25 protein-coding genes are annotated in these 26,298 nt (G+C 68.7%); 13 read left to right on the top strand and 12 right to left on the bottom strand.

Translation table 11 applies throughout. From position 1 onward, the window contains the following. Positions 1-34: 34 nt before the first annotated feature. Positions 35-1,246, bottom strand: a complete 1,212-nt coding sequence (locus HAV18_RS08170) for a DUF1444 family protein (RefSeq protein ID WP_166954579.1) — start codon at positions 1,244-1,246, stop codon at positions 35-37. Positions 1,247-1,350: 104 nt separating this feature from the next. On the opposite strand from HAV18_RS08170, the gene HAV18_RS08165 reads away from it, so the two are divergent. Genes HAV18_RS08165 through HAV18_RS08145 form a run of 5 tightly spaced genes read left to right on the top strand, consistent with a single transcriptional unit; the run spans position 1,351 to position 6,896 of the window. Further along, positions 1,351-1,782 (top strand): hypothetical protein, encoded by a 432-nt coding sequence (locus HAV18_RS08165; protein ID WP_166954578.1) that lies wholly within the window; start codon positions 1,351-1,353, stop codon positions 1,780-1,782. 11 nt (positions 1,783-1,793) lie between these two features. Next, the gene (locus HAV18_RS08160) at positions 1,794-2,570 is read left to right on the top strand and encodes a DUF3348 domain-containing protein (protein ID WP_166954577.1); all 777 of its coding nucleotides are present in this window, start codon (positions 1,794-1,796) and stop codon (positions 2,568-2,570) included. A 10-nt stretch (positions 2,571-2,580) separates the two neighbouring features. After that, the gene (locus HAV18_RS08155) at positions 2,581-5,628 is read left to right on the top strand and encodes a DUF802 domain-containing protein (protein ID WP_166954576.1); all 3,048 of its coding nucleotides are present in this window, start codon (positions 2,581-2,583) and stop codon (positions 5,626-5,628) included. A gap of 3 nt (positions 5,629-5,631) precedes the next feature. Further along, positions 5,632-6,276 (top strand): OmpA family protein, encoded by a 645-nt coding sequence (locus tag HAV18_RS08150; protein ID WP_166954575.1) that lies wholly within the window; start codon positions 5,632-5,634, stop codon positions 6,274-6,276. After that, positions 6,273-6,896 (top strand): DUF2894 domain-containing protein, encoded by a 624-nt coding sequence (locus HAV18_RS08145; RefSeq protein ID WP_166954574.1) that lies wholly within the window; start codon positions 6,273-6,275, stop codon positions 6,894-6,896. The genes HAV18_RS08150 and HAV18_RS08145 overlap by 4 nt, the downstream gene beginning before the upstream one ends. Before the next feature lie 34 nt (positions 6,897-6,930). On the opposite strand, the gene HAV18_RS08140 is transcribed toward HAV18_RS08145, so the two are convergent. After that, positions 6,931-7,434 (bottom strand): DM13 domain-containing protein, encoded by a 504-nt coding sequence (locus HAV18_RS08140; protein WP_166954573.1) that lies wholly within the window; start codon positions 7,432-7,434, stop codon positions 6,931-6,933. 240 nt (positions 7,435-7,674) lie between these two features. Here HAV18_RS08140 and HAV18_RS08135 point away from each other — a divergent pair, with 240 nt between their 5' ends. Then, complete coding sequence (locus HAV18_RS08135; protein ID WP_166954572.1) at positions 7,675-7,980, top strand: DUF4148 domain-containing protein; 306 nt, start codon at positions 7,675-7,677, stop codon at positions 7,978-7,980. A 79-nt stretch (positions 7,981-8,059) separates the two neighbouring features. On the opposite strand, the gene HAV18_RS08130 is transcribed toward HAV18_RS08135, so the two are convergent. After that, positions 8,060-8,632, bottom strand: coding sequence for an NADPH-dependent FMN reductase (locus HAV18_RS08130; RefSeq protein WP_166954571.1), 573 nt, complete (start codon positions 8,630-8,632; stop codon positions 8,060-8,062). 54 nt (positions 8,633-8,686) lie between these two features. Then, positions 8,687-9,364: a histone acetyltransferase gene (locus HAV18_RS08125; protein WP_208101872.1), complete on the bottom strand. Its 678-nt coding sequence runs from the start codon at positions 9,362-9,364 to the stop codon at positions 8,687-8,689. A gap of 715 nt (positions 9,365-10,079) precedes the next feature. Here HAV18_RS08125 and cml point away from each other — a divergent pair. Then, entirely contained in the window at positions 10,080-11,312 is a 1,233-nt protein-coding gene (gene cml / locus HAV18_RS08120; RefSeq protein WP_166954568.1) for a CmlA/FloR family chloramphenicol efflux MFS transporter, read from the top strand. Positions 11,313-11,386: 74 nt separating this feature from the next. On the opposite strand, the gene HAV18_RS08115 is transcribed toward cml, so the two are convergent. From HAV18_RS08115 to HAV18_RS40355, 3 genes are all read right to left on the bottom strand, one after another. Then, positions 11,387-11,884, bottom strand: coding sequence for a GNAT family N-acetyltransferase (locus HAV18_RS08115; protein ID WP_166954566.1), 498 nt, complete (start codon positions 11,882-11,884; stop codon positions 11,387-11,389). A 164-nt stretch (positions 11,885-12,048) separates the two neighbouring features. Beyond that, a complete protein-coding gene (locus HAV18_RS08110; protein WP_166954565.1) occupies positions 12,049-13,332 on the bottom strand; it encodes an isoprenylcysteine carboxylmethyltransferase family protein in 1,284 nt (427 codons plus the stop codon). A 120-nt stretch (positions 13,333-13,452) separates the two neighbouring features. After that, positions 13,453-14,877: a collagen-like triple helix repeat-containing protein gene (locus HAV18_RS40355; RefSeq protein ID WP_407062410.1), complete on the bottom strand. Its 1,425-nt coding sequence runs from the start codon at positions 14,875-14,877 to the stop codon at positions 13,453-13,455. Here HAV18_RS40355 and HAV18_RS40350 point away from each other — a divergent pair. Continuing rightward, the gene (locus tag HAV18_RS40350) at positions 14,861-16,057 is read left to right on the top strand and encodes a highly repetitive protein (protein ID WP_407062409.1); all 1,197 of its coding nucleotides are present in this window, start codon (positions 14,861-14,863) and stop codon (positions 16,055-16,057) included. The two genes, HAV18_RS40355 and HAV18_RS40350, sit on opposite strands and share 17 nt — an antisense overlap. A 138-nt stretch (positions 16,058-16,195) precedes the next feature. After that, the gene (locus tag HAV18_RS08100) at positions 16,196-16,594 is read left to right on the top strand and encodes a carboxymuconolactone decarboxylase family protein (protein WP_166954561.1); all 399 of its coding nucleotides are present in this window, start codon (positions 16,196-16,198) and stop codon (positions 16,592-16,594) included. A gap of 60 nt (positions 16,595-16,654) precedes the next feature. Here HAV18_RS08100 and HAV18_RS08095 read toward each other — a convergent pair whose 3' ends face one another. Genes HAV18_RS08095 through HAV18_RS08085 form a run of 3 tightly spaced genes read right to left on the bottom strand, consistent with a single transcriptional unit; the run spans position 16,655 to position 20,164 of the window. After that, positions 16,655-17,641, bottom strand: coding sequence for an alpha/beta fold hydrolase (locus tag HAV18_RS08095; RefSeq protein ID WP_166954559.1), 987 nt, complete (start codon positions 17,639-17,641; stop codon positions 16,655-16,657). A gap of 7 nt (positions 17,642-17,648) precedes the next feature. Then, the gene (locus HAV18_RS08090; protein WP_166954557.1) at positions 17,649-19,241 is read right to left on the bottom strand and encodes an NAD(P)/FAD-dependent oxidoreductase; all 1,593 of its coding nucleotides are present in this window, start codon (positions 19,239-19,241) and stop codon (positions 17,649-17,651) included. After that, complete coding sequence (locus HAV18_RS08085; protein WP_166954555.1) at positions 19,238-20,164, bottom strand: SDR family oxidoreductase; 927 nt, start codon at positions 20,162-20,164, stop codon at positions 19,238-19,240. The genes HAV18_RS08090 and HAV18_RS08085 overlap by 4 nt, the downstream gene beginning before the upstream one ends. A gap of 103 nt (positions 20,165-20,267) precedes the next feature. Between HAV18_RS08085 and HAV18_RS08080 the strand changes: the two genes are divergently transcribed. Next, complete coding sequence (locus HAV18_RS08080) at positions 20,268-20,909, top strand: TetR/AcrR family transcriptional regulator (protein WP_243771576.1); 642 nt, start codon at positions 20,268-20,270, stop codon at positions 20,907-20,909. A 292-nt stretch (positions 20,910-21,201) separates the two neighbouring features. On the opposite strand, the gene HAV18_RS08075 is transcribed toward HAV18_RS08080, so the two are convergent. Continuing rightward, positions 21,202-21,465, bottom strand: a complete 264-nt coding sequence (locus HAV18_RS08075) for a fucose-binding lectin protein (RefSeq protein ID WP_166954551.1) — start codon at positions 21,463-21,465, stop codon at positions 21,202-21,204. A 230-nt stretch (positions 21,466-21,695) separates the two neighbouring features. Then, positions 21,696-22,637: a LysR family transcriptional regulator gene (locus tag HAV18_RS08070; RefSeq protein WP_166954549.1), complete on the bottom strand. Its 942-nt coding sequence runs from the start codon at positions 22,635-22,637 to the stop codon at positions 21,696-21,698. A 127-nt stretch (positions 22,638-22,764) separates the two neighbouring features. On the opposite strand from HAV18_RS08070, the gene HAV18_RS08065 reads away from it, so the two are divergent. The 3 genes from HAV18_RS08065 to HAV18_RS08055 all read left to right on the top strand — a co-directional run bounded on the left by HAV18_RS08065 (position 22,765) and on the right by HAV18_RS08055 (position 26,199). Next, entirely contained in the window at positions 22,765-23,409 is a 645-nt protein-coding gene (locus tag HAV18_RS08065) for a glutathione S-transferase family protein (protein WP_166954547.1), read from the top strand. A gap of 36 nt (positions 23,410-23,445) precedes the next feature. After that, entirely contained in the window at positions 23,446-25,872 is a 2,427-nt protein-coding gene (locus tag HAV18_RS08060; RefSeq protein ID WP_166954545.1) for a pyridoxamine 5'-phosphate oxidase family protein, read from the top strand. A gap of 123 nt (positions 25,873-25,995) precedes the next feature. Then, entirely contained in the window at positions 25,996-26,199 is a 204-nt protein-coding gene (locus tag HAV18_RS08055; RefSeq protein ID WP_021164122.1) for a DUF2970 domain-containing protein, read from the top strand. The last annotated feature ends 99 nt before the right edge of the window (positions 26,200-26,298 follow it).

Raw genomic sequence — 26,298 nt, 5'->3', positions numbered from 1 at the left:
CGCCGGCGCGCGCCGCGCGAGCCGCGCATCGGCATCAGGCTTCGCCGAACCGCTCCAGCAGCGCCGCGAACCGCGTGTCGTCGGGGAAACCCTTCACTTCATAACGCACCGGGCGATGCCCGGTGGCCGTCATCAGATCGCCGCACGTGTGCAGCAGTTCGGCCATCGGCACGTAGGCCGACTGTCCGGTCGACTCGCGATGGAGCGCGACGATATCCGTCTCCGGCAGCAGGGTAGGCACGCCGTCGCTCCATACGCCGACACTGAACAGGCTGCCGTCCTGGCGCTTGTACACCGAGTAGGTCGCCACGAAAACGTCGGTGCCGTCGCGTTCATGCAGGTCGTTGAGCAGCGTCTGCTGATCCTGGTAGTCGCCCGCGAGCTCGCCGATGCGCAGCGCGTACAGCTTCGATTCGAGCCCTTCCGGCACGAAACGCCGCCAGGCGGTGCCATCCCAGCGCAGCATCAGCGGCGGCAGCGGGCGCGGCTGCGCCTGCGCCTGTTCGGCGAGGTCGACCATGGCTGCGAGCCCGGCCGGATTGCGGTCGCCGGTGAGCAGCAGCACCGCGCGGTTCGGTGCCATCACGACCGGCGCGCCGGCGATTGGCTGCCGGTGGAGCAGGTCGGTCAGCAGCAGCCGCGCCGCGTCGTAGGAATCGTCGAATTGCGACAGGAACACCCCGTTCGGCAGCGCGGCCCACGGCGTCGACGATGCGGCCCGCAGGTTGTCGATCGCGATCTCGCACGCGTCGTCGAACGAGATGCCCCATTTGTCGAGCGTTGAGGTCGACAGGCGCGCGATGTTGAACTCGCCGTCGTACGCGATGCCGATCTCGATGTTCTCGCACAGCGGCCGGAACGCCAGTTCCATTACGCCGGGTTGCCCGGCCAGTTGCAGCTCGGTCACGCCGCGCTCGGTCGCGCTGCGGATCACGGGCCGCAGCTTCGCGCGCGCGGCGGTGAAATCCGTCGGGGTCTCGTGCGCCATCATCGCGTTCGCCTGCCGTTTCAGCACGGTGTCGCGCTCGGACGGCTTCGCGGCCGCGTAGTCGCGGAACAGGTTGTGCAGGTTGATGATGTTCGACGGGGCATCCGACTGGACGAGACAGCCTTTCTCGTCCACATGGCGCCAGGTGCGCGTGTCGCCCGATGCGCGCAGCGTGGCGATCAGGCGTTCGGCGAAGGCCTGCGGGGTCGGCGGTTTGCCGAAACGGTCGCGCAGGCGGGTGACGAGGTTGGCAAGCATCGTGTGCGGTCGGGCCGGGCCCGTTTGTTGTCGTTGTGGGTCGGTGGCACCCGGTCTCGGGGGCGCAGCCCGCAGCCGGCACGCGTGGCTCGACGGGTGCTGCGATGGTAGCGCAACGCGGCAGGCATCGTCGGCGGTATTCGCAACCGGTGGGCGACGAGGCTGCGAGCGAGGGCGAGGGCGAGGGCGAGGGCGAGGGCGAGGGCGAGGGCGAGGGCGAGGGCAAGGGCAAGGGCAAGGGCAAGGGCAAGGGCAAGGGCAAGGGCAAGGGCAAGGGCAAGGGCAAGGGCAAGGGCAAGGGCAAGGGCAAGGGCAAGGGCAAGGGCAACGGCAACGGCAACGGCAACGGCAACGGCAACGGCAAGGGCAACGGCAACGGCAACGGCGCGGCAGAACCGCAGCAGCAGCCCCCTCGGCCGCCCGCCAAGCCTTGCGTGGCGGGCGTTCGCGTGTGTCGCACACCGCGCCGGACGGCGCCGCTTCCCCGATTCTGGCGGTCGACCTCCCGGCGACGTGTAAACTGCTGCCTTTTTTGACGGTTTGCAGCATGGTGCAAGCACCTCCGCGCCCGGCGCTGAGCGGCCCGACGCTCGTCCGGCTGCTCGCGCGCCTGGCCGATGCCGACGTCGCGGAATCCCGGCAGACGCTGTCCGACCGGCTGAGCCAGTGGCTCGGCTGGACCGACGCGATCACGCTGTCGTCCGCGCTGAACGCGAGCCCGCCCGGCGTCGCGGCCGGCGTGCGCGGCTACGACGCGGAGCGCGACTGCGCGCGCGTGCGCCACGACCTCGCGCAGGCGATCATGGCCACCAACCGGCCGCGTGCGCGGCGCCGGCCCGGCGATCCGCCGCCGCCGGCCGCCGACACGGCCGATTTCGCGGACTTCCGCCAGCGTTATCTGTCCCTGCAGCAGGACATGGAAACGGCGATCGGCCAGTTGCGCGGTCGCCTGCGGGTCGCGCTCGCCGCGTGCTCGTCCGGGATGGCGCGGCTCGCGACGCTCGACACGATCATGGAGCGCGTGCTCGGCGCGCGCGAGCGCAGCCTGCTGTCGGCCGTGCCCGCGCTGCTCGGCACGCGTTTCGGGCGGCTGCGCGACGCGGAACGGCAGGCGCTGGCCGATGCTGAATCCGCGACCGCAGCAGCCGCAGCCGATCCGGCTGATAACAGCGCGGTGGTCGCCGACGGCACGGCCGTCGCGGCGATCGTGCCCGGTGCATGGCTCGATACGTTTCGCGACGAGATGCAAAGCATCCTGCTTGCCGAACTCGAGGTCCGGTTTCAAACGGTAGACGGGCTGCTCGCGGCCCTTCGCACCTGCTAATCAACACGATATGTCCAGAATTCGCCTTGATCTCGTTGTCTTCGTCGCCGGTCTGCTCGCTGTGTGCTGGATCGGCGTCGGCTATGTCGCGTCGAACCCGCTGGCGTCGGCCGTCACGCTGCTGATCGCCGCGTGCTACGTCGCCGGCGCATGGGAACTGCTGCGCTACCGGCAGGCCACCGCCACGCTGTCGCGCGCGGTCGCCGGCCTGGCCGAGCCGCCCGCGAAGCTCGACACGTGGCTCGACACGCTGCATCCGGGCCTGCGCGGCGCCGTGCGTGCGCGGGTCGAAGGCGCGCGCGTCGCGCTGCCGGGCCCGTCGCTCACGCCTTACCTCGTCGGCCTGCTCGTGCTGCTCGGCATGCTCGGCACGCTGCTCGGGATGGTCGTCACGCTGAAGGGCACGGGCGCCGCGCTCGAAAGCGCGACCGATCTCGACGCGATCCGCGCGTCGCTGATCGCGCCGGTGAAGGGCCTCGGGTTCGCGTTCGGCACGTCGATTGCCGGCGTCGCGACGTCCGCGATGCTCGGCCTGCTGTCCGCGCTCGTGCGCCGCGAGCGGATCGACGCGGCCCAGCAGCTCGACGCGAAGATCGCGACGACGTTGCGCGTGCATTCGTCCGCGCACCAGCGCGACGAATCGTTCCGATTGCTGCAGCGCCAGGCCGACGTGATGCCGGCGCTGGTCGACCGCCTGCAGACGATGATGACGACGCTCGAGGCACGCAGCGTCGCGCTGCACGATCGCCAGATCGAAAGCCAGCAAGCGTTTTTCGATCGGACCGAGCGCGCGTATGCGGGCCTCGCGTCGAATGTCGGCGACGCGCTGAAGGAAAGCGCCGCCGAAAGCGCGCGCGTGGCCGGTGCCGCGCTGCAGCCGGTCGTCGCCGCGACGATGACAGGGCTCGCGCAGGAGATGGCCGCGCTGCGCGACACCGTGACAGGCGCCGTGCAGCGCCAGCTCGACGGGCTGACGGACGGCTTCGAGAAGACCACCGGCAACGTGACGGCCGTCTGGAACCGCGCGCTCGACGAACAGCGCCGCGCGGGCGATGCCGTCGCGCAGCAGTTGCAGACGACGCTCGGCCAGTTCACCGAGACCTTCGCGCAGCGTTCGACGGGCCTGCTCGACGGTGTCGCGACGCGCCTCGAATCGACCGAAAGCCGCCTGTCGGATGCGTGGCGCGATGCGCTGTCGCGCCAGGAGCAGGTTGGCGAGACGCTCGCGAGCCAGCATGCGCGCGCGCTAGGCGAAGCCGCCGCGACGTTCGAACGCCATTCGGGCGCGACGCTTGCCGCGATGCGCGAGTCGCACGCGGGGCTGCAGACCGACCTGGCGGCGCGTGACGAACAGCGTCTCACCGCGTGGAACGACTCGCTGGCCGCGATGGCCGCGAAGCTCGGCGACGAATGGCAACGCGCAGGCGTGCACAGCGCGGGCCGTCAGCAGGAAATCTGCGACGCACTGGCGCAAACGACACGCGACCTGACCACGCAGGCTTCGACCTTCGAACACCGCTCGAACGATCTGCTGTCGACGATCCGCGATTCGCACACGGGCCTGCAGACGCAACTGGCGGCACGCGATGAAGAACGTCTCACCGCGTGGAACGACTCGCTCGCCGCGATGGCCACGAAGCTCGGCGACGAATGGCAACGCGCAGGCGTGCACAGCGCGGGCCGTCAGCAGGAAATCTGCGACGCACTGGCGCAAACGACGCGCGACCTGACCACGCAGGCTTCGACCTTCGAACAACGCTCGAACGACCTGCTGTCGACGATTCGCGATTCGCACACGGGCCTGCAGACGCAACTGGCGGCACGCGACGAAGAACGCCTCACCGCGTGGAACGACTCGCTGGCAGCAATGGCCACGAAACTCGGAGACGAATGGCAGCGCGCGGGCGTGCACAGCGCAGGCCGTCAGCAGGAAATCTGCGACGCACTGGCGCAAACGACGCGCGACCTGACCACGCAGGCTTCGACGTTCGAACAACGCTCGACCGATCTGCTGTCGACGATCCGCGATTCGCACACGGACCTGCAGACGCAGCTGGCTGCACGCGACGAAGAACGCCTCACCGCGTGGAACGACTCGCTGGCCGCGATGGCCACGAAGCTCGGCGACGAATGGCAGCGCGCGGGCGTGCATAGCGCGGGCCGTCAGCAGGAAATCTGCGACGCACTGGCGCAAACGACGCGCGACCTGACCACGCAGGCTTCGACCTTCGAACAACGCTCGACCGATCTGCTGTCGACGATTCGCGATTCGCATACGGGCCTGCAGACGCAACTGGCCGCGCGCGATGAAGAACGCCTCACCGCGTGGAACGACTCGCTCGCCGCGATGGCGGCCGCGCTGCGCGACGAATGGGCGCAAACGAGCGCGCAGGCCGCGACGCGCCAGCAGGACATCTGCGACACGCTGGCCCGCACCGCGAACGACATCACCGCGCAGGCGCAGGTGCATGCGAGCGACACGATCAACGAGATCGCGCGCCTCGTGCAGGCTGCGTCGGAGGCGCCGAAGGCCGCGGCCGACGTCGTCGCCGAGCTGCGTCAGCGCCTGTCCGACAGCCTGGTGCACGACACCGCGATGCTCGAGGAACGCAGCCGCCTGCTCGCGACGCTCGAAACGCTGCTCGGTGCGGTCAATCACGCGTCGACCGAACAGCGCACCGCGATCGACGCGCTCGTCAGCACGTCGGCCGACCTGCTCGACCGCGTCGGCGCGCGCTTCAACGACACTGTCGATGCCGAAACGCGCAAGCTCGACTCGGTGGCCGCGCAAGTCACGGCGGGCGCGGTCGAAGTGGCGAGCCTCGGCGACGCGTTCGGGATGGCCGTGCAGGTGTTCGGCGAGTCGAACGACAAGCTGCTGACCCATCTGCAGCGCATCGAGGCCGCGCTCGAGAAATCGCTCGCGCGTAGCGACGAGCAACTGGAGTACTACGTCGCGCAGGCGCGCGAGGTGATCGACCTGAGCATGATGTCGCAGAAGCAGATCGTCGAAGACCTGCAGCAGCTCGCCGGCCGGCGGGCGTCCGTCGGAGCGTAACGCATGCACGACGAAATCGACGGCGGCGCGGAATCGGCGCCGGTGTGGCCCGCGTTCGCCGACCTGATGTCGGTGTTGCTCGGCGCGTTCGTGCTGATCCTCGTCGGCGTGATCGGCATGCAGCTTCAGCTCACGTCGAAGCTCGAGGAAGCCGTGCGCGCACGCCAGCAGGAAGCGCAGCAGCGCAAGTCGCTCGAGCAGGCGCTCGCCGGGCCGCTCGCGGCCGGCCGCGTGACGCTCGTGAACGGGCGCATCGGCATCAGCGGCAACGTGCTGTTCGCGCTGAACTCCGACCAGTTGCAGCCCGCGGGCCGCGACCTGCTGAAGACGCTGGCCGTACCGTTGGCCACGTACCTGAAGACACGCGACGAGATCCTGATGATCAGCGGCTTCGCCGACGACCAGCAGGTGCATGCCGGCAACCGCCAGTTCGCGGACAACTGGGAGCTGTCGGCCAAGCGCGCGTTGACGGTCACGCGCTCGCTGATCGATGCCGGCGTGCCGGCGTCTTCGGTGTTCGCAGCCGCGTTCGGCTCCGAGCAGCCGGTCAGCTCGAATGCGGACGATGAAGGCCGCGCGAAGAACCGCCGCGTGGAGATCGCGCCGGTGCCGCGCAAGTCGGCGTCGAACGGCGGGAGCGCGAAGTGACGGACGACGCGACGCACGTTCGCGCGACGCTCGACGCATGGCGCGAGCAGGGCGCCGACCGGCTCGATCCCGTGCGCTTTCTCCGGATCGACGCGCTCGAACGGCGTGCGGCCGCGCTCGAAGGCGATGCGCGCGGGCTGCTCGACGCGCGGCTCGCCACGCTGATCGAAGGCTTCGCGGCGGTCGTCGCGCGGGCCGACGAAGCGAAGGCCGCCACGTGCGGCACCGCGCAAGCCGCCGAAGGTGCGGCCGTACGCGGTTCGTCGCTGGCGGCGCTCGTCGAACGACTCGGCCGCGATGCGCAAGCCGACCGGCGCGGGCTCGATCCCGCGCTCGTCGATTATTTCCGCACGATGTGGTCGAAGGTCCGCACCGAACAGCAGTACCGCCAGTCGCTCGACCAGGTGCCGCGCAACGCGGGGCCGCTCAATTCGAACAGTCTCGTGCACCGGTCGCTCGCGACGATGCGCGAGTTGTCGCCGGAATATCTGCAGCAGTTTCTGTCGTACGTCGATGCGCTCGCGTGGCTCGAGGATCTCGCCGGCGGCGGCGCGCAGCCCGAGAAGGAAGTGCCGCGCGCGAAGACGGTGAAGAAGGGCGCACGCAGCAAGAGCCGGTAACGCGCGAGCACGCACCGCCGCTGCCGGGGGCCGGTCACATCGACGTCAGGCCCGACGCCGGTGCGCTTTGATAGCGGGCCGCGCTGATGAATTTCGAGAAGCGTTCGCACCAGATCACGACCGACGTGTATTGCGCGGGATTCACGTCGTCGGGAAGCGGCACGACGAAATTGCCGAATGTCTTCAGGTCGCCCACGCGCACGGCGCGCGCCTTGATCGCGAGGAACGACGCTCGCGTATCGACGAAGGCCGGCACGAGATAGATCTTGTAGTCGGGGCCCGGTGCGATGTCGCCCTCGAACGCGATCGACGAATCGGTGACGGTCAGTTTGCCGTCCGCCCAGTGCAGCGCGTCGCTGCCCGGCAGATTGCGTTCGAAGCGGCCGGTATGGCGTGCGTTTTCCGCGGCCACTTGCAGTTCGACGGCGCTTGCGCCTTCCGATGCCGTGAGGATCGGCAGCACGTAGATCCCCGCGGCAAACGCCGCGAGGCCGGTCGCGAGATGCGATGCGATCAGTATCCAGATTCTGGTTTTCATGTCGGACCCTTTGAACGAAAACGGTGGGCGGCGCAGGGCCACATGCCGGTAGTCGCGCGAGCCGGCGGAATCTGACAGGTGGATCGACTTTTTCGTTGAGCACGCCGTTCCTGCCGGCTGCTGCGTGACAGCAGCATCGCGACACGACACCCGGTTTTTTTCGTCGGCGTGTGTCATCTTTGCGCGCACCGCTCGACTCACTCTCCGTCGACAACGTCGTCGATGCTCAGGAGAGATCAGATGAACAAGCTTGCACTGTATGTTCTCGCGACGGTTGCCGCGACCGTTTCCGTTTCCGCGTGGGCCGCGCCGCAGTCCACCGTGACGCGCGCGGAGGTAAAGGCCGAACTGGCCGCGTTGCGTGCGGCCGGCTACCGCCAGACCGGCGAAGACCCGTACTATCCGGCACGGCTGGCGGAAGCGCTGAAGAAGGTCGGTTCGACCGGCACGTCGGCGGCCGATACCAGCGGATACGGAATGGCAGCACCGGCCGCGAGCGAATCGGGCCCGATGGCGGCCGACAGGCCGATCTATCGCGGACGATGATCCAGGTCGGACGTTGCGCCTGTCGACGGGCGCAACGTCCATTTAATCCGGACTGCGATGGATTTCTGGATGCGCAACGTCAGCGTGTCGGCGTGCCTTCGGCAATTTCCGCGCGGAGCGCGTGCAACGCGTCGGCCAGCGCCGCAGCGAATGGCGGATGCGCGGCGATGCCCGCCGCATCGAGCTGGCTGCCGAGCACCGGCAGCGTGATCGACGCGTGCTCGACGATGCGCGCCGACATCACCGACAGCGTCTCCCGCAGCGCCGCGTCCGCATGCGTCGCGCGCGGCGACGCATTCAGCACCGCGACCGGCTTGTACACGAAGGCTTCACATCCCACGACCCAGTCCAGCGCGTTCTTCATCACGCCGGTCACGCCGTGCGCGTATTCCGGGCTTGCGATCAGTACGCCGTCGGCGGCGTTCAGTCGATCGATCAAGTCGCGCACCGAGGCGGGCGACGGATATTCTGCGTCGGGATTGAACAGCGGAAATTCGCCGAGGCGATCGAAGCGCGTGATGTGCATCCCGGGCGGCGCGACGCGTGCCGCTGCATCCAGCAGCGCCGCGTTATACGACTGCACACGCAGGCTGCCGCATAGCGCGACGATGTCGATGCGGCGTTCGGAATCAGGTCGGAGTTCGGTAGCCATCGAGGAGCGTGTCGTTGCGAGGTTTGCGCGGTGGCGTCGCGCGGATCCGACGGATTATCGCATCGGCGCGTGTGCGGCGTGACGCGCGTTGGCGCCCCCGTGCAAGCGGTGCAGTTCGCGCTTCTCCCGCGGAAATCTCGCGTGGTGACACTCTGGGGCAACGACGTCGGCCATCCCGGCCGCTCGCGCGAATTCCCCGATGTCCCACCCGTTGCCGAGTAACAGCCGCCGTGTATGCAGCGCGCCGTGCACGTCGTCGGCAACCGCTTCGCCGAGATAACGCAGCGCACGGCCCTCGATATCGACGAAGCCGTGCCGGTAATCCTGCGCGAGCGCCGTCCACAACCGTGCGGCGCCGGCCGACTGGCGCGCGCCGCTGATCAGGCACAGGCCCGCGTCGAGCCCCCATCGATACAGCGTCGTCGCGAGGCCTTTACGCTGCGCGGTTCCGCGCAACCGCGTATGCGGCGCGCGCAGGTAGCGGTCGGCGCGACGCGGGATTTCAGGCAGGCGGTTGAACACCGTATAGCCGGCGAGCTGGCGCGCGGCCGGATCTTCGACGTACAGGAAGTATTCGCCGTCCGCCTCGCGGTGGCGGACGATCAGGCCGGAGCGGCCGAGCGCGACGGCCGGCAGGCCGTGCAGGCGGTGGCCCGGTTGGTGCAGGCGCGCGTAGAGCGTGTCGAGTTCATCGTCGATGTCGTGCTGGGAATGCTGTACGTCGATACGCATGGCAAAAGGCGCCCGTCTCGGGCGCATCGAGAAAGTGGTTCATCGCAAAAGGGGGATAGGAATGGGTGCGGCCCCCGGGCTCGGCGAAGCGAGCCGGGGCCGCGAATCAGCTGGGGATGTGCTGGAAACCGGCGGCGATCGCGGCGAGGCCCGCGATGCAGAGTGCGAACAGGATCAGGACTTTGTGGATCACGTCTCTCTCCTCATGAATGCGCGGCGCCGAAGGGCGGCATCGCGGAGACGGTGAGCGGCGGGCACGGCCCGCGCGGCCGTCGTGCGGGACGACGGTCGAAGGTCCGGGCGACGGCGAACCAGTCGGGCGCCGTATTGCACGCGGACGGCCCGCACCATACGCGAGGCGATCCGGGTGGGCAATCGGACCGACGGAGAAAAGCGACGAAAAGCGGAGAATCGCATCGTTTCGCGACAATTGGCCGCACGAGGCCGTGCCGCCGCCCGAGCGGTTGGCCGGCTGGACAGTCGCCACCGGGCCGTGCGCACGCGGCTGGTGCCGGCCTGACGAACCGACTACACTGCACGGTCAACGCAAAACGCACTACGCACCACGCAAGGATTCCTCCATGGGAGCTGGCCCGTCCACGGATCGCTGAGCCGCAACGACCTTCGTCAACCGGTCGTTGCGGCGATCTCCCGTTGTCCATCGCTGACCAGGCAGATCGCCGCCAGATTTCCCTTTCTGAGCGGATGCCTTGTCATGCCTGAACAATCCATGCCCGTGTGGGCCCATTCGTTGCCGTCGGCGCTCCTGCTGATGGCGCCTTTCGATCTCCTCGCTTCGCTGGCGATGGACGTGTACCTGCCGGTGATCCCGGACATGCCGTCCGCGCTCGGCACGTCGCCGGCCGTCGTCCAGTTGACGCTGAGCGTCTACATGGTCGTCCTCGGCCTGGGCCAGATGATTTTCGGCCCGTTGTCCGATCGCGTCGGCAGACGGCCGGTGGTGCTGGGCGGCGCGCTGTGTTTTGCGGCGGCTTCCCTGGCGCTTGCGATTACCACCGGCGGCGGCCTGTTCGTCGCGCTGCGCGTGCTGCAGGGGCTGGGCGCGTCAGCGGCGCTCGTTGCCACGTTCGCGACCGTTCGCGATGTCTACGCTGATCGCCCCGAAGGCCGCATCATCTACAGCCAGTTCGGCGCGATGCTGGCGTTCGTGCCGGCGCTGGGGCCGCTGCTGGGCGCAGCCGTCGCGACGGCCTGCGGATGGCGCGCGATCTTCGCGATGCTCGGCCTGCTGGGGCTGCTGGCATGCGCTCGCGCGTGGCCGCGCTGGCATGAAACGCGGCCGCGGACGGCAAACCGGCAGGGGCCGTCCGTCGCATCGATTCTCGGCAGCCGGCCGTTCCGGGTTCACACGCTCGCGTTTGCCGCCGCGATGGGCGCGTTCTTCGTGTTCTTCTCCACTGCGCCGCGCGTGCTGGTCGGCGTGGCCGGTTACTCGCGCGTGTCATTCAGCGTGGCCTTTGCGACCGTCGCGATCGTCATGGTCGTCGTCTCGCGCTTCGCCGGGAGATGCGTGTCGAAGTGGGGCGAGGCGGGCTGCGTGGCACGAGGCGCGCTCGCGATGATGGCGGGCGCGATCGCGCTGGCGCTCGGCACGGTCCTGACGAAGCCGTCGTTCGCGACGTTCGTGATGCCGATTTGGCTGGTTGCGGTCGGCATCGTGCTGATGTCATCGGTGGCGGCGAACGGTGCGCTGCGCGATTTCGGCGATGCCGCCGGCAAGGCGGTGGCGCTCTACTACGCGGTGCAGAGCGTGATCGTCACCGGCGTGGGCACGCTTGCGACGCTGGTGTTCGACGGTGCTACCGCGTGGCCGCTGGCGGCTTGCTGCTTCGGCATGGGCCTCGCGAGCTTCGTCGCGATCAAGGGGCTGACGCGCGCGACCGGCCGTGAGCGTGACGGGCGTGCTCGCGGCGTCCCGTTCGACTGAGCGCGCGCGGCGACCCGCGGCGGTTTCGGGTGGCGCGGCGTTCCGGTGAAGTCATGGGCGCGCGGCCGGTGCCGTCAACCGGCCACCGCGCGCTCGTAGAGCGAAGCGATGTAACCGCTGGGCAGCGGGCGAAGCGCGACGCGTTCGAAGCCGAGTGCCTCGTAGTACGCACACAGCTTCGCATTGCGCGGATCGCAATCGAGTCGCAGAAGCGTGCGCTGTTGCGCGCGTACCTGATCCGCACACCAGTCGATCGCATGGCGGCCGAGCCCGTGGCCGTAGAAGCCGTCCCGCACCGAGAGCCGGTGCAGATAACCGGCGACGCTCGCCTGCGGCCCCCAGTACTCCTCGTCTTCCCACATCAGCACGAACATCGCGGCCGCAATGCCGTCCTGCTCGACGATGTGCAGGCTGCCGTCGTCGAGCATCGGTCGGACATCCTGTTCGGTGCGTGCGCCGTGTCCCCATGCCGGGTCGTCGTGCGCCGTCTTGAACGCTACGGCATCCGTCAGGATGCGTGCGGCCATTGCCGCATCGTGGGTCGTAGCCAGCCGCACCGTGGTGATGCTCATCGTTTGCCTGTTGCACCGTTCGCCAGGGAGCGCGCATTGTGCGTCGGAACCGGCGAAGCGTCGATGTGCGAACGCGAACGCGGATGCAGATGCAGATGCAGATGCAGATGCAGATGCAGATGCAGATGCGGGCGGGGCAGCAGGCCCCGCCTTGCGCCGCCGCGTCAGGCCGGTGCGCGTTGCCCGAACGCTTGCCTGACCCGCGCGAACAGCCCGTGCTGCGCGATCCATTCGGCATACGCGCGATAGTCGGGGTCACGCATCAGGTGGCGCTCTTCCGTCTTCGCGCGTGTGTAGTAGATCAGGTTGACCGCGACGAGCCCCGCGCAGTGCATGAGCCCGACCTGCCAGCCGAGCGGCTCGACGAACGGCACTGACACCATCCAGTACGACAGGTTCTTCGTGATGTACGCCGGATGCTTCGTGAAGCGGTACGGGCCCGACGTGATGATCCCGCGGTTGGTGAGGTTCGAGAAACGCAGCCCGAACGAGATCGTGCACAGCGCGTAGGTCAGCAACAGCAGGATGATCACCGTGCCCCAGATCACGCGCAGCGTCGGGGCCGACAACAGCCAGTTGTCCCAGAACATCGAGCCTTCGTAGCGGATGTAGTTGTTCGAGAACAGCGACCAGAACGGCTGGTAGCACATCAGCGCGGCCACCCAGCCGAGCGTCGTCGGCTCGACGGTGCGCACATGGCTGTCGAGGATGCGGAACGTGCACAGGTAGCCGACGGTGCCGAACATCAGGTCCATCGTGAACGACAGGTCGTACATGAACACGAAGGTCGCGATCGTCGCCGGTGCGTGCATCGCGTTCGCGAGCGATGCGGTCAGGTGATCGGCGTCCTTCGACAGGTAGACGGTCATCAGCGGCAGGAAGAACGCCTTCACGCCCCAGCCGGCCAGCATCTCGCGCACCGGCTTCCAGCTCGCGGGCTGCTCGCGGCGGAACAGGAAGCGGCCCCACAGCAGGTACGCATCGTCGGTCTCGCGCTGGTGGCGGTCCATCCACGCGAAGTAGAACGGCGCGGCGACGATCACGTACGGCGCGAGCGAGCGCAGCAGCGACCAGAACGGCAGGTAGAACGCGCCGTGGTATTCGGGCAGCAGCCAGTAGATCACGCCGATGCCCGCATAGATCGACGTCAACGCGCCGAGCCGCGTCGCGACGCGCGCGATGCCGAGCGGCCGGACGGCCTGCCGCGACAGGCCCGCGCTCGGGCGCAGGTAGACGCGCGAGATGAAGATTTCGTGCAGCGCGATCGTGCCGATGATCGCGAGGCTGGCGATGACCGCGCGCGTGGCGGCATCGAGGGTCGGCTGGTTGCGCGTGATCCACAGTGCGAAGAGCCCGGCGGCGATGCCGAGCAGGCCGGCGCGGAGGGGCGTGGCGGAACGGGGCGGGCGGTCCTGGACCGCGGCGATGCCGTCGAGCGTGGAATTCATGATCGGATCCTCGTACGGGTGAGGGCCGGCGCCCCCGCTTGGCGGGTGACGCCGGCCGTCGGCCGGGCTTTGTATGGATGCGCGCCCGGCCATTGGCCTGTGGTTCTGATAGGTAAAGCGTTACTTCTTGGTGCCGCCGCCCAGCAGACCGCCGAGGAGGTTCGTCACCGGCGACAGCAGGTTGCCGGCGCCGCCCGCGGCACCGCCGTTCGAGCTGCCGGTCAGGCCGGCCGCTACGGTGCCGCCGCCAGCCGGCGTCGTGACCGTGCCGGCCGCACCGCCGGGGCTCGCTGTGCCGGTCGCGCCCGCGGCGCCTGCCGGCGTCGTCAGCGCACCCGCCACCGTGCCGACCGGGCCACTCGACAGCAGGCCGCCGAGCGTGCCCGTCACGTTGCCGCCCGGCGTCGTGACCGTGCCCGTGAGGCTGGCCCCGAGCGGCGTCAGCGAGTTGACGAGGTTGGTGACCGGCGCCAGCAGGCCGCCGACACCCGCGCCACCGGTGCCGCTGGTGCCGCCGGTGCCACTCGTTCCGCCAGTGCCGCTCGTGCCGCTCGAACCGAGGCCGCCGAGTGCGCCCGTCACCGTGCCGAGGAGGCCGGTGATCGGTGCCAGCGGGCCGCCGCTGGTGCCGCTCGTTCCGCCGGTGCCGCTGGTGCCGCTGGTGCCGCTCGAACCGAGGCCGCCAAGTGCGCCTGTCACCGTGCCGAGCAGGCCGGTAATCGGTGCCAGCGGGCCGCCGCTCGTGCCGCTGGTGCCGCCCGAACCGCTTGAGCTGCCGCCGCCGAGCCCGCCCGTCAGCGTGCCGAGCAGGCCCGTGATCGGGGCGAGCGGGTTGCTGCCGCCCGTGCCGCTGCTGGAGCTGCCCGCGTTGTTGTCGTGGACGAGGCCGCCGGTGGACGTCACCGTGTTGCCGAGCTGCGCCACGACGCCACCGAGGCCGGCGCCGACCGGGTTGTCGGTAGCGCCGCCGACCTTCGTGCCGCCGAGTGCGAGGCCGTTGCCGAGCGTGCTGAGCAGGCCGTTGAGCGGCGTGCCGAGGAGGGTGACGCCGCCGAGCGTCTGCGTGGCGCCCGGCGTCGTGACACCGCCGGTGAGCGTGTTCGTGATCGGGTTGATCACCTTGCCGACCTGCGTCTCGAGCTGCTGGACCGGCGAGCTGTTCAGCGCCGTGTTGAGGCCCGACGCGGTCGAGTTGACGGCGCCGCCGACGGTGTTGACGAGATCGCCGACGAGCGTCGTGACCGGCGACAGCGGCGACAGCGGGCCCGAGCCGAGGCTCTTCACCGCGTTGCCGAGGTTGTTGACCGCGCCGCCGGTGCCGGTCAGCAGGCCGGTGGTCGACGTCAGCGTCGGTCCGAGCGGGTTGGCCGACACGCCGATCGAGCCGAGGCCGGCCGCGACGCCGTTGCCGAGCGCCTGCACGCCGTTGCCGAGGCTCGTGACCGCGTTGCCGACGCTGTTGGCCGTTGTCGGGTTCGTGCCGGGGATCTGCACGCCGCCGATCACGCCGCCGCCATTCGCGACCGTCGTGCCGACTGCCGTCACGAGGTTGCCGGATTTCTGGAGGACATTGCCGAGCGGGGTGACGCCGGTGCCGGAAGTGCCGGAGGTGCCCGACGTACCCGAGGTGCCGGAAGTACCCGAGGTGCCGGAAGTACCCGAGGTGCCGGAAGTACCCGACGTACCGGAAGTGCCCGACGTACCGGAAGTACCCGACGTACCGGAAGTGCCCGACGTGCCAGAAGTGCCCGACGTGCCAGAAGTGCCCGACGTGCCGGAAGTGCCCGACGTGCCGGAAGTGCCCGACGTGCCGGAAGTGCCTGACGTGCCGGAAGTGCCCGAGGTGCCGGAAGTGCCCGACGTACCGGAGGTGCCGGAAGTACCCGAGGTACCGGAAGTGCCCGAGGTACCGGAAGTGCCCGAGGTGCCGGAAGTACCCGAGGTACCGGAAGTGCCCGACGTGCCGGAAGTGCCCGACGTACCGGAGGTGCCCGAGGTGCCGGAAGTACCCGAGGTACCGGAGGTGCCCGAGGTACCGGAAGTACCCGACGTACCGGAGGTGCCCGACGTACCGGAGGTGCCCGACGTACCGGAAGTGCCCGACGTACCGGAAGTACCCGAGGTACCGGAAGTACCCGACGTACCGGAGGTGCCCGAGGTACCGGAAGTGCCCGAGGTACCGGAAGTGCCCGACGTACCGGAGGTACCCGACGTACCCGACGTACCCGACGTACCGGAAGTGCCCGACGTACCGGAAGTACCCGACGTACCGGAGGTGCCCGAGGTACCGGAGGTACCCGACGTCCCTGAACTACCCGACGTCCCACCACCCGACGTACCCGAAGTCCCCGAAGTCCCCGAAGTCCCCGAGCTGCCGCCCGTCCCTGACGTGCTCGGCTTGATCGTCGGCGGGGTCGTCGGTCCGTCGACCGAGCCGCAACCATATAGTGCGAGCAGCGACGAGACGGCCATCGTTACCGTCGTCTTCTTGAAGAGTTTGTGCATGTTGGCCTCGACATTGGAAGTGTGTCCAAGCCTCCACTGCAAATTCCGCGCCACGACAGTATTCGAGAAACGGTGTCGCGCTTTATTGCGGAAATCGGGAATATCGACGCGATTTAAACGGAGTAACGGCGCTTTCGCGCGACGGGCACGCTCGGTGCGCCGGCGTGGCGGTTGCGATGTTCCCGTGAGCCGCCGTAACGCGTGGCGCGATGTTACGTAGCGTTCGATATCGCGTCGCGCGGACGGCTTCGAACCGAGGCCCGCATCTTTGACGAAACGTGCCGGCCCGATGAACATGGCGCGAACTCCCGGCTGCCGACGACGCCGAAGCGGCCACGACTCCACACAGGACACGGACATGAGCGAACAGGACAGGGAATACGGCAAGGCGCGACGAACCGACGTGATGGGCGAGGCGTTCGTCGAGCGTGCGATGCGCGACCTCGACGGTTTTTCGCGCCCGCTGCAGAACTGGCTGAACGAGCACGCGTGGGGCAGCACGTGGCAGCGGGGCGGGATCGACCTGAAGACGCGCAGCCTGTGCACGTGCGCGATGCTGGCGGCGCTCGGCCGCAGCACGGAACTGAAGGGTCACATTCGCGGCGCGCTCAACAACGGCGCGAGTCTCGTCGAGATCCGCGAGGTGTTGCTGCACAGCGCGCTGTACGCGGGCGCGCCGGCCGCGGTCGAGGCATTTCGCAGCGCGCGGGAGGTGATAGCGGATCTCGGGCTGTCGGTGCCCGACGACGAAGCCTGATTCCGCCGCTTCGCCGGCTGCACCGCGCGGAATCAGGCCCCGGTTTCGATGAATTCCGGCTCAGTGCTCGACGCGCGCGGCCTGCGGTGCACCCTCGACCGGCGCGGCGGCGACTTCGAGCAGCCAGTCGGCGGTCGCATCGGGAATCGTGACCGGCAGCATGTGCCCGCCCTCGACGACCTTCAGCCGCACCCGAGCCGATTTCTTCGCGAGCGCGTCGCCGTGCTCGCGCCAGTTCAGGATCGGATCCGCGCGGCCGTACAGCACGTCGACCGGCAGCGCGAGGTCCGCGTAGCGGCGTTCCATCGCGGGCAGGTCGACGGGCGCCGACAGCAGGTCGGTCGCCGTCGCGTAGAACACGTGCGGACGCATCCCGAGCAGGCCACCGCCCTTGACCGGGAAGTCGCGCGGCACGTCTTCCGGCGCGAACACCTGGCGTACGGCCTTGCGGCCGGTCAGGATCGTCAGCGGGATCGCGAAGGTCCACGACACGAAGCGGCGCACGAGCGGCGAGGGCAGCATCAGCGGCTTGAACGGCGCCGGCGGCTCGGTCTGCTGGTGCGACAGCGGCGCGATCAGCGCGAGCCGGCTCACGCGGTCCGCATGATTGAGACCCACCGCGAGCGCGATCGCGCCGCCGAGCGAGTGGCCGACCAGCACGGGCCTGTCGAGCCGCAGCGCATCGATGAACGCGGCGACCGTGCGGGCCTGCGCGAACACGTTCGCCTGCGAATCCGCGCCGCGCAGCGAGCGGCCGGCGCCCGGCCGGTCGATGAGGATCACGCGATGCTGCTGCGCGAGCCGCGTGAGCGGCAGGTATGCGAAGTTGCGCCACTGCCCCGCGAGCCCATGGACGAACACGAGCGGCGGGCCGCTACCGTATTCGACGTAGTGGATGCGGTCGCCGCCGATGTCGACGAAGCGGCCTTCGGGCGGAAACGCGCGCGTCACGCGACGGGCCACGTAAGCGGTAAACAGCGCGAGCGCGGCGAGCACCGCGACGACGCCGAGCAGCACGTTCTGGATCATATGGAGCGTAGGGGTCATGTCGGCCTCAACGGGTTTCGAGTGCGGGTTCGGCAACCGGCGCCGTGGCGGCCGGGCCGGTTTTCGCGCGGCGTTCGAACTGCATCGCCGAATCGGCGAGCGCGCTGAACTTCAGCGAGGCGAGATCGCGCACGTAGTTCTGGTGGAATTTCCACGGCTTGCGATGGCCCTGCTTCGGCAGGATGCCGGCCGCGCGCTGGATGTAGCCCGAGCTCAGGTTGACGGCCGGCACGTCGCCGAGTTCGCCGGCGCCGAGTCGCGGCACGCACGTGTCGTAGTCATTCGCGCGCATGTGGTTGAGCAGCCGGCATACGTAGCGCGCGATCAGCTCGGCCTTCAGCGTCCACGACGCATTCGTGTAGCCGAACGACGACGCGAGGTTCGGCACGTCGCTGTACATCATCCCCTTGTACGACACGGTCTCCGGCAGGTCGACCGCGCGGCCGTCGACCGTGACGCGCGCGCCGCCGAGCATCTTCACCTTCAGCCCGGTCGCGGTGACGATCACGTCCGCGTCGAGCTGCTGGCCGCTCTTCAGCTTGAGGCCGGTCGGCGTGAAGCGCTCGATCTCGTCGGTGACGATCGACGCGCGGCCCGCGCGGATCGACTTGAACAGGTCGCTGTTCGGCACGAGGCATACGCGCTGGTCCCACGGCATGTAGCGCGGCGTCAGGTGTTTCGCGACGTCGAAGTCCGGGCCGAGCTGCTTGCTGGCCGCGCGGATGATGAACTTCTTCGTCTGGTCGGGCTTGCGGCGCGACACGTTGTACAGGTAAATCGTCAGCAGTACGTTTTTCACGCGCACGAGCCGGTGCGCGAGCCCCGACGGCAGCACGCGGCGCAACGCGTTCGCGATCTTGTCGCGCGCGGGCAGCGACACGATGTAGGTCGGCGATCGCTGCAGCATCGTCACGTGCTGCGCGTCGGCCGCCATCGACGGCACGAGCGTGACGGCCGTCGCGCCGCTGCCGATCACGACGACACGCCGGTTCGCGTACGACAGGTCCTTCGGCCAGTGCTGCGGATGCACGAGCTTGCCCTCGAACGTGTCCATGCCGGCCCAGTCGGGCAGGTAGCCGGCATCGTAGTCGTAGTAGCCGCTGCACATGAACAGGAAGCGGCAGGTGTAGACGAGCGTGTCGGTCGTGCCGCCCTGCGTGCGCTCGATGCGTACCGTCCAGCGCGCGCGGTTCGAATCCCAGTCGGCCGCGACGACCTTCTGGCCGTAGCGGATCGTCTTGTCGATGCCGTAGGTGCGTGCGGTGTCGCGGATGTAGTCGAGGATCGTCTGGCCGTCGGAGATCGCCTTGTCGCTGTGCCACGGGCGGAAGCTGTAGCCGAGCGTGAACATGTCGGAATCCGAACGGACGCCCGGATAGCGGAACAGGTCCCAGGTGCCGCCGCTCGCGTCGCGCGCCTCGACGATGGCGACGCTTGCATGCGGGCAGCGCTGCTTCAGGTGATACGCGGCGCCGATGCCGGACAGGCCGGCGCCGACGATCAGCACGTCGAGGTCGCGATTGTCGCCACTATCGCCACTGTCGTGGCGGGCGCCGGGGGCGGGCGGCGCGTCGCGCCGGTCGGTCGTCGTCGAGGTCATGCAGGGTCCTTGGTGGGCGTGGTCGGGAGTGCGGCCGGGGCGTGGGCGTGTTCTCCCAGGGGGACTTCCTTCGGGCGGAGGTTGCGGGCACGGGCGCGGCGCACGTGGCGCAGCATCAGCCACTGGTAGCCGGCGCCGAGCAGGCGCGCGATCCGGTCGAGCCGGCGCGCGTCGGCGCCGACCAGCACGCGGCGCGCATTGCGCTCGACACCCGCGAGGATCTGCCGCGCGGCATCGTCGGCCGTCGTCGCGTTGATCAGGCGGTTCGCCTGGCGGCGATGGGTCGCTTCGTCCTGGCCCGTGAGTGCATGGATGCTGGTATCGACACGGCCCGCGTCGACGATGTTCGTCGCGACGCCGCCCGGATGCACGCAGGTCGCGCTCACCGGCGCACCGTCGAGTTCGAGCTCCATCCGCAGCGCCTCGGTGAAGCCGCGCACCGCGAACTTGGTCGCGTTGTAAGCGCTTTGCGTCGGCATCGCGACGAGGCCGAACAGGCTCGACGTGTTGACGACGTGCCCGTCGCCCGACGCGCGCAGGTGCGGCAGGAACGCCTGCGTGCCGTGCACGACGCCCCAGAAGTTGATGCCGACGATCCATTCGAGATCGGCGATGCGCGCGGTCTCGGCGCTGGCCGCCAGCGACACGCCCGCGTTGTTGAAGATCAGGTTGACCTTGCCGTGCCCGGCGCGCACGAAATCGGCCCACGCGAACACCGCATCGCGGTCGGCGACGTCGAGCCGCCGCGTGCTCACGCGCACGCCATGCTGCGCGCAGGCGGCCGCCGTGCGGGCGAGCCCGGTTTCGTTGACGTCGGCGAGCGCGACCTCGCAGCCGCGCCGCGCGAGCTCGACCGCGAGGCTGCGGCCCATGCCCGAACCGGCGCCCGTGATCGCGGCGACCTTGCCGGAAAACCCGTTCATCCGTTGCTCCTCCCGTTCCGCTTGCGCTGCGCAGGCGGCGCGTCTAATGTGGTGTTGATCGTCACCACTTTAGTTTTCGGGTGTCCTGATGTCAAATAGCGGAATGGAGAAAGCACTCGAAACGGAAAAACGGGGCCGCTCGTATGGCGGCGTGGCGCCCGAGGTGCGGGCCGCCGAGCGGCGCGACGCGCTGATCCGCGCGGCGACGCGCGTGTTCGGCACGGTCGGGTTCCGCAAGGCGACCGTACGGTCGATCTGCCAGGAAGCGAAGCTGAACGATCGCTATTTTTATGCGGCGTTCGACAGCACCGAGGATTTGCTGCGCTGCACCTACCTGCATCACGCGCAGCAACTGCACGACGCGGTCGCGCGGGCGGTGGCCGCGCGCGGCGGCGATCTGCACGAGAGCGTCGATGCCGGGCTCGCCGCGTTCTTCGCGTTCCTGCGCGACCCGTGCGCGGCGCGCGTGCTGCTGCTCGAGGTGATGGGCGTGAGCGCGGACACCGACATGACCTACCAGCGCATGCTGATCGACTTCGGCAAGCTGATCATGGCGATCGGTGTGCCGCGCGAAGCGGCGACGCCCGCGGAGCGCACCGAGCAGCGGCTGATCGGGCTCGCGCTCGTCGGCGCGATGACGAACGTCGGCGCGGCGTGGCTGCTCACGGAATATCGCGATCCGGAGGCGCAGATGGTCGCGAGTTGCCGGAAGGTGCTGCTGGGGACGTTGCGGGAGATCGGGTGATCGGAACGCATCGTCGTTGAAAACGAAAATAATGCGTCGGCGGCATGGCGTCTCGGGTGCCGTGCCGTTTTCCTGCTCGGTTTAATCGCCCGTTGCATAAATATAAAAGCCGGTTATCTTTTTGTGGCGAAAGGAGTATTTCAATAAACTTTCATCGTTTTTTATTTTGATCCCGTGTGGCCGTGAGTTGACAAAAACAATGTGGGGCGAATAAAAAAGCGGCGCAATGCGAAATCCGTTTTGCATTGCGCCGATCGTGGCGCGACAATCATCGCGCCCCAGGCACGCTTGATCAGGAACCCGTATAGGCGCCGCGGGTCCAGCCGTCGCCGTCCCAGCACCACTCGGTCGTCGAGCCGCCGCTGGTTGCATACACGCGGATATGGATCGCGCTCCCCACCAGCCAGCACGTTGCGGACACGTTGTCGCCCGCCTGGTTGAACGCGCCTGTATACCAGGTGTTGCCGTCGTAGCAGCGCTCGGTGATCTTGTTGCCGTTGGCCGTGTAGACGCGAATCGACGGCGTGGTTCCCCATGAAATCGCGGCGGTTTGCATTTCAGACTCCTTGATTGAATAAAGCGGAGAATTGAAACGGTTTGGTAAACGCAAATCAGCGCATTACCGGGGATAAGATTAGTATAAAAACGGGAAAGTAAATGCCTGATTTTCGGGAAAAATAAAGGGCGTATTCGTTTTGAATGAGAAAGCCCGGAGCAAGGATATTGGAGGTGAATCGACGTGCCCGGATCGCTGGCGGTCGTGCCGGGCGGGCCGGCACTCCGGAATCAGCCGCCCGTATGTTTCGCGCGCACCGGTGCTGCCGGCGTCTCCCCGATCCGCGCCTTCATCGCATCAATAAACGCCCGCACCTTTGGCGAAGGCAGCCGCGTCGACGGATACACCGCATGAATCCCGGCCGGCGCCGAGCGCCACGCGGGCAGCAGCCGCACGAGCCGGCCGGCCGCGACGTCGTCGGCGGTCGAAAAGTCCGTCAGCAGACCGAAGCCGCCGCCTGCGAGCACGATCGCGCGGCATGCGGTGGCGGTGTTCGACACGACGTGCGCGACGCAGCGCACCGAAACGGTGCCGCCGTTTGCATTTTCGAGTTCGACCGTATGCGGGCGCGGCAGCGTCGACAGCATCACGAACGGCAGCGCGGCGAGCGCATCGGTATCGTCCGGCCGCCCGTGGCGCGCGATGAACGCGGGGCTCGCGACCAGCCATTTCTCGTACGTGCCGAGTTGCACCGCGCGATAGTTCGAATCGGCGAGGCGGCCGATGCGGATCGCGACGTCGAGGTTGTCCGCGACGAGATCGACGACGCGGTCGTTCGCGACCAGTTCGACATCGAGGCCCGGATGCCGGTCGCGCAATGCGACGACGGCAGGCGCGACGACCAGCGCGCCGTAGTCGATCGGCACGCTCACGCGCAGCGTGCCGCGCAGCGGCCCCGCGTCGGACGACACCGCGTCGAGCGCGCTTTCGGCGGCGCGCACGATGTCGCGGCACGCGTCGTAGAACGCCCGCCCCGCGTCGGTCACGCTCAACCGCCGCGTGGTGCGCACCAGCAGGTTCGCGCCGACCTCGGTTTCGAGGCGCTGCATGTGCGTGCTGACGACCGTCTTCGCAAGGCCGAGCCGCTCGGCCGCGGCCGTCAGCGAGCCGGCGTCGACCACCGCGACGAAGACCGCCAGCCGGTTCAGGTTCACGTCGCGCAGATCGGCCATCGTCGATTGTCCTATGGAAGAGGATAATGTTTCCGCGATTATCCGTCTTCTGGTGACGAACGGCGAGCGCTACGCTGCAGCTGTTCGTCGCCGATCCCCGGCGGCGCGAGATTCCGGAGCGTTTTCCATGTCTGCCGCCCGCAAGCCTGCTTCACCGATTCGCGTCTATTCGTTCCTGCTCTCGGGGCATGCGCATCGTGTCCGGTTGTTCCTGTCGCTGCTCGGGCTGCCCGCCGAGATCGTCGACGTCGATCTCGCGGCCGGCGCGCAGCGCGAACCGGCGTTCCTCGCGCTCAATCCGCTCGGGCAGGTGCCCGTGATCGACGACGGCGGCACGGTGATCGCCGATTCGAATGCCATCCTCGTGTACCTCGCGAAGCGTTACGGCGACGCGCACTGGCTGCCCGACGACCCGGCCAGCGCGGCCGTCGTGCAGCGCTGGCTGTCGTATGCGGCCGGGCCGATCGCATCGGGGCCGGCCGCCGCGCGGCTCGTGACCGTGTTCGGCGCGAAGCTCGACCAGGAGGCCGCCAAGCGCACGGCCGCGAAGGTGCTCGACGTGATCGATCGCGAGCTGGCCGGCAAGCCGTTCGCGGCCGGCGCGCAGCCGACGATTGCGGACATCGCCGCGTACTCGTACATCGCGCATGCGCCGGAAGGCGGCGTGTCGCTCGAGCCGTATCCGCACGTCCGTGCATGGCTGGCGCGCGTCGAGGCGCTGCCGGGTTTCGTCGCCATGCCGACGACGCGCGCCGGCCTGCTCGCCGCGTAACGCCCACCGAAGCCGCACCTGCCCAGGGAGAGCGAGATGAACACCCCGACCGCCGTCGTACCGGGCTGGGAACTCGATACCGCACCGTTTCACGCGGGTGAACTCGCCGTGCAGCAGCGCGCGGGCGTGACGGAGGCCGCGGGTTCGGCAGGCCGGCGCGGGATCCGGCGTTTCATGCCTGACCAGCACCGGACGTTTTTCGCGCAACTGCCGTTCTTCGTGCTCGGCGGCGTCGATGCGCACGGCCAGCCGTGGGCGACGCTGCGGGCTGGTGCGCCGGGGTTCGTGACGTCGCCGGACCCGCGCACGCTGCGCGTCGCGGCGCGCGCGCTGCCGGGCGATCCGCTGGCCGGCGCGTGGCAGCCGGGCGCGCCGCTCGGCGGGCTCGGCATCGAATTCGATACGCGGCGGCGCAATCGCGTCAACGGCATCGTGCGCGCGGTCGACGGCGATGCGCTGACGATCGCGGTCGAGCAGAGCTTCGGCAACTGCGCGAAGTACATCCAGGGCCGCAAGCCGACGTTCGTTGCACGGGAAGCCGGCGAGTCCGCCGGGCCTGACATATCGGACGCCTTGAGCGATGCCGATCGCGCGCTGCTTGCGCAGGCCGATACGTTCTTCGTCGCGAGCGCGAACACGGCGGCGGACGCGGGCGCCGCGCGCGGCGCGGACGTGTCGCATCGCGGCGGGATGCCGGGCTTCGTGCGCGTCGACGATGCGCGCACGTTGACGACACCGGATTTCAGCGGCAACCGCTTCTTCAATACGCTCGGCAACCTGCAGCACGATCCGCGCGCGGGGCTGCTGTTCGTCGATTTCGACAGCGGCGACCTGCTGTATGTGGCCGCGCGCGCCGAGATCGTGTGGGACGGGCCGCTCGTCGCGTCGTTCGAGGGCGCACAGCGGGTCGTGCGGTTCCATGTGCGGGAAGTGCGGCGCATGCGTGCGGCGCTGCCGTTCCGGTGGTCGGCGGTCGAACGTGCGCCGCAGTTTGTGGCGATGGCGGTGGGCGCGGGTGCGGTGGGCGGGTTGGTGCCGTCTGCTTCGACCCCGACTTCGGCTTCGGCATCGACATCGGCACCGACATCGACATCGACATCGACATCGACATCGACACCGACACCGACACCGACACCGACACCGACACCGACACCGACACCGACATCGACATCGACATCGACATCGGCATCGGCATCGGCATCGGCATCGGCACCGACATCGGCATCGGCATCGGCACCGACATCGACACCGACATCGACACCGACACCGACACCGACACCGACACCGACACCGACATCGACACCGACATCGACATCGACATCGACACCGGCTTCGACTTCGACTTCGACTTCGACTTCGACTTCGACTTCGACTTCGACTTCGGCATTGGCACCGACTTCGGCTTCGGTGCCCGCACCAGAATCAATATCCGCATCGGTACCCGCATGGCGGCCGCTGCGCATCGCGAAGATCGTCGACGAAGCGCGCGCGATCCGCTCGTTCCATTTCGAACCGGCGGACGGCGGCGCGTTGCCCGCCTACGAAGCCGGGCAGCACCTGACGCTGCGCATCGCGCTGCCGGGCGGCGATGCGCCGTTGATCCGCAGCTACACACTGTCCGATGCACCGGGCAGCGCGCATTACCGGATCACCGTGAAGCGCGAAGGGCGTGTGTCGGCGTGGCTGCACGATCACGCGCAGGCGGGCATGACAATCGACGCGCAGATGCCGCGCGGGCGCTTCACGTTCGATCTCGAGAGCCCGCGCCCGGCCGTGCTCGTGTCGGCCGGCATCGGCATCACGCCGATGATCGCGATGCTGCGCCGCGCGCTGGCCGACGATCAAGCGTTGCGCCGCGTGGTGTTCGTGCATGGTGCGCGTGAAGCGGCCGACCGGCCGTTCGCGGCGGAGCTGGCACGCATCGCGGCCGCCGACGAACGGCTGTCGCTGCACCGGTTCGACAGTCATCCTCACGAACGCTCGGCAGCGCGAGCCGGCCGCATCGACATCGCGCAATTGAAGCGGCTCCTGACGTTCGACGATTACGACTTCTACCTGTGCGGGCCGTCGGCGTTCATGCGCGACCTGTACGACGGGCTGCGCGCGCTGAACGTGCCGGACGAACGCATCCGCTTCGAGGCGTTCGGGCCGTCGAGCGTGGCACGCAGCGCGACCCGTACGACCGGCGCGCCGGCGGCGGGCGTGCCGGTCTTGTTCCGGCGCACGGGCCGCGAAGCCGCGTGGACGCCCGCCGACGGCACGTTGCTCGAATTCGCGGAAGGGCAGCGCGTGGCCGTGCCGTCCGAATGCCGCTCAGGGTCGTGCGGCACGTGCGCGACGCGCGTGCTGTCCGGCGCGGTCGACTACGAGCAGGCGCCCGATGCACCGGTCGAACCCGGCTGCGCGCTGCTGTGCGTCGCGCGGCCCGCGCAAGGGACGGAGCCGCTCGTGCTCGACTGCTGACGCACCCTGCGACATGCGGCCGCAGACGGCCTGCTGCGCGAAAAGCGCGCGCAACTGCTTCTTTTTTCGGAGGCCGGTCGGATCGACGATAGCGTCAACCGATTCGATGAAAGGAGCACAACCATGAAACTGCTCGGCATGATCAAGCTGGTCCTGTGGAGTTTCTTCGGCGTACGCAACAGCAAGGCGCACGCGGCCGATCTCGCGAACGTCAACTACACGTTGCTGCCGTTCGTGGCGATCGTGCTCGCGCTGCTCGTCGGCGCGGTCATTTACGGCGTCGTGCACCTGGTCGTCGATCCGACCGCGACGATGCAGGGGTTCTGACCGGCCGCCGAATCGCAAGCGGGCGAAGAACGTTCCCGCTCCGGTTCCCAACCGCGTGACCGGCGCGCGACTGCGCCGGTCATCGAGGTGGCCGCGCAC

The organism is Burkholderia sp. D-99 (assembly GCF_011605345.1).
In the GTDB taxonomy this organism is placed as follows: domain Bacteria; phylum Pseudomonadota; class Gammaproteobacteria; order Burkholderiales; family Burkholderiaceae; genus Burkholderia.
The sequence above is the reverse complement of the archived record's forward strand: the minus strand, read 5'-3'. Positions and strand labels throughout refer to the sequence as shown.

Coding starts and splice junctions, on each gene's coding strand:
- HAV18_RS08170 (WP_166954579.1), bottom strand. CDS start 1,246: ATGCTTGCCAACCTCGTCACCCGCCTGCGCGACCGTTTCGGCAAACCG.
- HAV18_RS08165 (WP_166954578.1), top strand. CDS start 1,351: ATGGTAGCGCAACGCGGCAGGCATCGTCGGCGGTATTCGCAACCGGTG.
- HAV18_RS08160 (WP_166954577.1), top strand. CDS start 1,794: ATGGTGCAAGCACCTCCGCGCCCGGCGCTGAGCGGCCCGACGCTCGTC.
- HAV18_RS08155 (WP_166954576.1), top strand. CDS start 2,581: ATGTCCAGAATTCGCCTTGATCTCGTTGTCTTCGTCGCCGGTCTGCTC.
- HAV18_RS08150 (WP_166954575.1), top strand. CDS start 5,632: ATGCACGACGAAATCGACGGCGGCGCGGAATCGGCGCCGGTGTGGCCC.
- HAV18_RS08140 (WP_166954573.1), bottom strand. CDS start 7,434: ATGAAAACCAGAATCTGGATACTGATCGCATCGCATCTCGCGACCGGC.
- HAV18_RS08135 (WP_166954572.1), top strand. CDS start 7,675: ATGAACAAGCTTGCACTGTATGTTCTCGCGACGGTTGCCGCGACCGTT.
- HAV18_RS08130 (WP_166954571.1), bottom strand. CDS start 8,632: ATGGCTACCGAACTCCGACCTGATTCCGAACGCCGCATCGACATCGTC.
- HAV18_RS08125 (WP_208101872.1), bottom strand. CDS start 9,364: ATGCGTATCGACGTACAGCATTCCCAGCACGACATCGACGATGAACTC.
- cml (WP_166954568.1), top strand. CDS start 10,080: ATGCCTGAACAATCCATGCCCGTGTGGGCCCATTCGTTGCCGTCGGCG.
- HAV18_RS08115 (WP_166954566.1), bottom strand. CDS start 11,884: ATGAGCATCACCACGGTGCGGCTGGCTACGACCCACGATGCGGCAATG.
- HAV18_RS08110 (WP_166954565.1), bottom strand. CDS start 13,332: ATGAATTCCACGCTCGACGGCATCGCCGCGGTCCAGGACCGCCCGCCC.
- HAV18_RS08100 (WP_166954561.1), top strand. CDS start 16,196: ATGAGCGAACAGGACAGGGAATACGGCAAGGCGCGACGAACCGACGTG.
- HAV18_RS08095 (WP_166954559.1), bottom strand. CDS start 17,641: ATGACCCCTACGCTCCATATGATCCAGAACGTGCTGCTCGGCGTCGTC.
- HAV18_RS08090 (WP_166954557.1), bottom strand. CDS start 19,241: ATGACCTCGACGACGACCGACCGGCGCGACGCGCCGCCCGCCCCCGGC.
- HAV18_RS08085 (WP_166954555.1), bottom strand. CDS start 20,164: ATGAACGGGTTTTCCGGCAAGGTCGCCGCGATCACGGGCGCCGGTTCG.
- HAV18_RS08080 (WP_243771576.1), top strand. CDS start 20,268: ATGGAGAAAGCACTCGAAACGGAAAAACGGGGCCGCTCGTATGGCGGC.
- HAV18_RS08075 (WP_166954551.1), bottom strand. CDS start 21,465: ATGCAAACCGCCGCGATTTCATGGGGAACCACGCCGTCGATTCGCGTC.
- HAV18_RS08070 (WP_166954549.1), bottom strand. CDS start 22,637: ATGGCCGATCTGCGCGACGTGAACCTGAACCGGCTGGCGGTCTTCGTC.
- HAV18_RS08065 (WP_166954547.1), top strand. CDS start 22,765: ATGTCTGCCGCCCGCAAGCCTGCTTCACCGATTCGCGTCTATTCGTTC.
- HAV18_RS08060 (WP_166954545.1), top strand. CDS start 23,446: ATGAACACCCCGACCGCCGTCGTACCGGGCTGGGAACTCGATACCGCA.
- HAV18_RS08055 (WP_021164122.1), top strand. CDS start 25,996: ATGAAACTGCTCGGCATGATCAAGCTGGTCCTGTGGAGTTTCTTCGGC.